This window comes from Geobacillus sp. CCR (assembly GCF_052906625.1).
The window spans coordinates 1-3,144 of the sequence record NZ_JBREBQ010000079.1 but is presented as its reverse complement, the minus strand read 5'-3'; the positions used below and the strand labels follow the sequence as shown (position 1 = coordinate 3,144).

Annotated in this window: 2 protein-coding genes and 1 pseudogene; all 3 read left to right on the top strand. The window is 51.7% G+C overall.

Features of this window, described 5'->3' with window-relative positions; all coding sequences use genetic code 11:
* Window positions 1-103, top strand: a pseudogene (locus tag ACVBDQ_RS17810) (IS982 family transposase); the annotation flags it as partial.
* 115 nt (window positions 104-218) lie between these two features.
* Window positions 219-2,435 carry a PAS domain S-box protein gene (locus tag ACVBDQ_RS17805; protein ID WP_318549581.1) on the top strand — a complete coding sequence of 739 codons (2,217 nt, stop codon included), beginning with the start codon at window positions 219-221 and terminating at the stop codon, window positions 2,433-2,435.
* Entirely contained in the window at window positions 2,425-2,919 is a 495-nt protein-coding gene (locus ACVBDQ_RS17800; RefSeq protein WP_011230446.1) for a methylated-DNA--[protein]-cysteine S-methyltransferase, read from the top strand. Before ACVBDQ_RS17805 ends, ACVBDQ_RS17800 begins: the two co-directional genes overlap by 11 nt.
* Window positions 2,920-3,144: the final 225 nt, after the last annotated feature.

Genomic DNA, 3,144 nt, shown 5'->3' with positions numbered 1-3,144 from the left:
GATCACCGACATTCGAGCGAATTCCATTACCGGGTTTGAAGTGGCACTCGATGGCATCTTGTTGGCGTATTCCCTGGTCACACTAGGGCTAGTTGAGCGCTGACGCTCAACTAGCACCACGGGTTTTAAAAAATCTTCGTAAATCAAGGGAGGAGTAAATTTTTCCACATCGAATATATATTTCGTTGAATGGTTTGAATAGACAAGGAGAGATGGATATGGCCCAAAGCCTTTCTCCTCGGGAAGAACAAAATGCATCGCCGGATGTGCGGTCGCTTGAAGAGGAAAATCGGCGGTTAAAAGAGCGGTTGAACAGTTATTCGATCATTTTTGAGCGGTCGCTCGATGCGATCGTGATTTTAAATAAAAACGGTGAATTTGTCGATGTGAACGAAGCGGCGTGCAAGCTGTTTGAGATGGATAAGTTTTCGTTGATCGGCCATTCGTTTTCTTCGTTCCTCGAACTTGTGCCGCCCGATATTTTGCTGTTTCAGCGCTCGATGTTGCAAAAGTTCGGTTCGTTCAGCGATGAACTGCTCATCAAACTGCCGGACGGCAAAGTGAAGCATGTGGAATTTTCGATGAAAAAGGATGTGTTCGACGAATTTGACCTTGTCATGATGCGCGACATCTCAGCCCATAAGGCGCTTGAGCGCGAACGCATCATTCATGAGTTTTTGTTTCGCGACGTATTCAACCGCGCTGTTGACGGCATCGTCATTTTCGATGAATTTGGGCGGTTTATCGATGTCAATCCGGCGTTTTCGATGAGCTTGAACTTGGAAAAAGGAAAACTGCTCAATTTGTCGTTTCAGCAGTTCGTCGCCCGCGAATGCGCCAATGAGTTCGCTCGGCTGCTCGCGGAAGTGAAAGAAAAGGGAACGGCCAAAGGCGAGTTGTCGCTTGTCCGCCCGGACGGAACGGTGAAAATGTTTGAGCTGACGGCGACTTCCAACGTCTATAGCGGGTTTTACATGGCCATTATGCGCGATGTGACAGAAAGAAAAAATATGGAAATCAAGTTGCAAAAAAGCGAAGAACGGTTCCGGGCTATTTTCGAACAAGCGCATGAGGCGATCCTCATTTGGGACGATTTTGGCTACATATTGAACGCCAATCCGGCGGCGAGCCGGACGTTTGAGCTGCCCTTGAATTTGCTTGTGCGCCGCAATTTGTTTGATTTTGTCGACTATGGGGACGAAAAGGTGAAACGCATTTTCAGCGAGTTCCGCCGCAAAGGGGAAATCCGTGACGAGCTGGCGTTTCATATGCCGAACGGTGAGGATAAGCAGCTTGAGTTCACAATGAAAAAAGGAGCGATCGACGGGTACCACTTGACGATTTTCCGCAATGTGAGCGAGCGGCGGAAAATCGAGCGCGAGCTGCGCGAAAGCGAGCAAAAGTTCCGGAGCATTTTCGATCATGCGATGGATGGTATTTTGCTTTGGGATGCCAAGCATCGGATCATCGACGCCAATCCGGTTGTCTGCGGCATTTTTTCCGTCGAAAAGGAGGCGCTGCTTGGCCAAATGGTGGTCGAGCTCGTTCCGGAGCGGGCGCGCCGCCAGCTCAACAAGCTGCTTCAACAATGCCAACGCACCGGCGAAGCGAGCGGCGAGGTCGAATTTTTCGACGAGGGAAAAGGGAGAATTATTGAGTTTTCACTGAAAAAGGAAGTGATTCCCGGCGTCGGGATGATGATGCTGCGCGATGTGACCGAGCGCAAGGAGATGGAGCTGCAGCTGCGCAAGTCGGATACGCTCAACGTCGTCGGGGAATTGGCCGCCGGCATCGCCCATGAAATCCGCAATCCGATGACGGCGCTAAAGGGTTTCATTCAGCTGTTGCAAGGAAGCATTGACGGCGACTATTCGATGTATTTTAATGTCATTATGTCGGAATTGAAACGGATTGAGTCGATCATCACCGAGTTTCTGGTCTTGGCGAAGCCCCAGGCGGTGCAGTACAAACAAAATGATATCTGCAAAATTATGCAAGACACGATCGATTTGATCAGCGCCCAAGCGATGATGCACAACGTGCAAATCATCGCCGACTTCGAGCGCGGGCTGCCGCCGGTGTATTGCGAGCCGAATCAGTTGAAGCAAGTGTTCATCAATATTTTGAAAAACGCCATCGAAGTGATGCCAAAAGGCGGGGACATTACGGTGCGCATCACCCGCGCCGGGTGCTATGTGCGCATCTCCATCACCGACCAAGGATGCGGCATTCCAAAAGATAAAATCAAAAAGCTTGGCGAGCCGTTTTATACGACGAAAGAACGCGGCACCGGCCTCGGCTTGATGGTCAGCTATAAAATCATAGAAGAGCACCAAGGGAAAATTGAAGTGGAAAGCGAAGTCGGCGTCGGCACGACGTTCCATATCACGCTGCCGATCGAACGAATGGAAAGGGAGGACGACGATGACGATTGAATATGCAGTATACCGCTCAGAGCTGCTCGGCGACATTTACATCGCCTCCGACGGCGACGCGATTGTCAAAGTCGAGCTGTTTCCAGAAGAATGGCGCGCGTTCGCCGGCGAACATCCGGCTGTCAAAAGCTGGTCGCCGCTTCTTGAACGCGCGCTTAGGCAGCTGGATGAGTATTTCCACGGTCGACGCCAAGCATTTGACTTGCCGCTGAAGTGGAAGGGAACTGCCTTCCAAGAAGAGGTGTGGGCGGCGCTTTGCCGCATTCCGTACGGCGAGACGGCGACATACGCTGACATCGCCGCGCAAATCGGCCGCCCGAAAGCGGTGCGCGCCGTCGGTCAGGCAAACCGGGCGAATGAACTGTCGATTCTCGTTCCGTGCCACCGCGTTGTCGGCAAAAACGGCGCTCTCATTGGCTATGCTGGAAGCCGCACCGATGTGAAGGCGAAGCTGTTGGAGCTTGAGCGCCGCTTACGTAGATGACGCTCTTGCGTTCGTGGAACAGGCAAAGGGTTTGGAAGGCGTTGTATGCGGATGCTGCAATGAAGCAGGCGGAAAAAGAGGCTGACGGCTTGCCTAGAAAAATCGAGTAGGAGAGGGTGACTAACCCTCGTCCTCTCACACCACCGTACGTACCGTTCGGTATACGGCGGTTCCATTAAGTCTGACGCAGAGATTCATATCGTTGATAAAGACTCTTCAGCCCTT